This is a genomic window from Peribacillus sp. SIMBA_075, from assembly GCF_046534585.1.
Window position 1 is genome coordinate 1 of record NZ_JAWRYN010000763.1, and the last position, 266, is coordinate 266.

Consider the following 266-nt stretch of genomic DNA (forward strand, 5'->3'; position numbering starts at 1 on the left):
GTTAGTGAAGATATGAAAGAACAAATTGAACGTAGCCTTATTCATTCGATGCAGAGTAAAGAAGAAATACTGATTTCATTTTACCGCGACGGTATGATACAAGACATGTACATAAACGTGCTACATATAGAACCGATGCTCAAAACCGTGTATTGTACGGATGCTTTTGGTTTGGATACAGAGTTTAAATTTTCGGATATTATAAATGTTAATTAAAACAAACGTCAGTTCCTATGATAAGAACATAAAAACGGGATAGTATTCAC

General features: G+C 33.5%; 1 protein-coding gene. It reads left to right on the top strand.

Features of this window, described 5'->3' with window-relative positions; translation table 11 throughout:
• Window positions 1–216, top strand: a 216-nt coding sequence (locus tag SB775_RS30265) for a YolD-like family protein (protein ID WP_410864946.1), incomplete at its 5' end; no start/stop codon positions are given.
• Window positions 217–266: the final 50 nt, after the last annotated feature.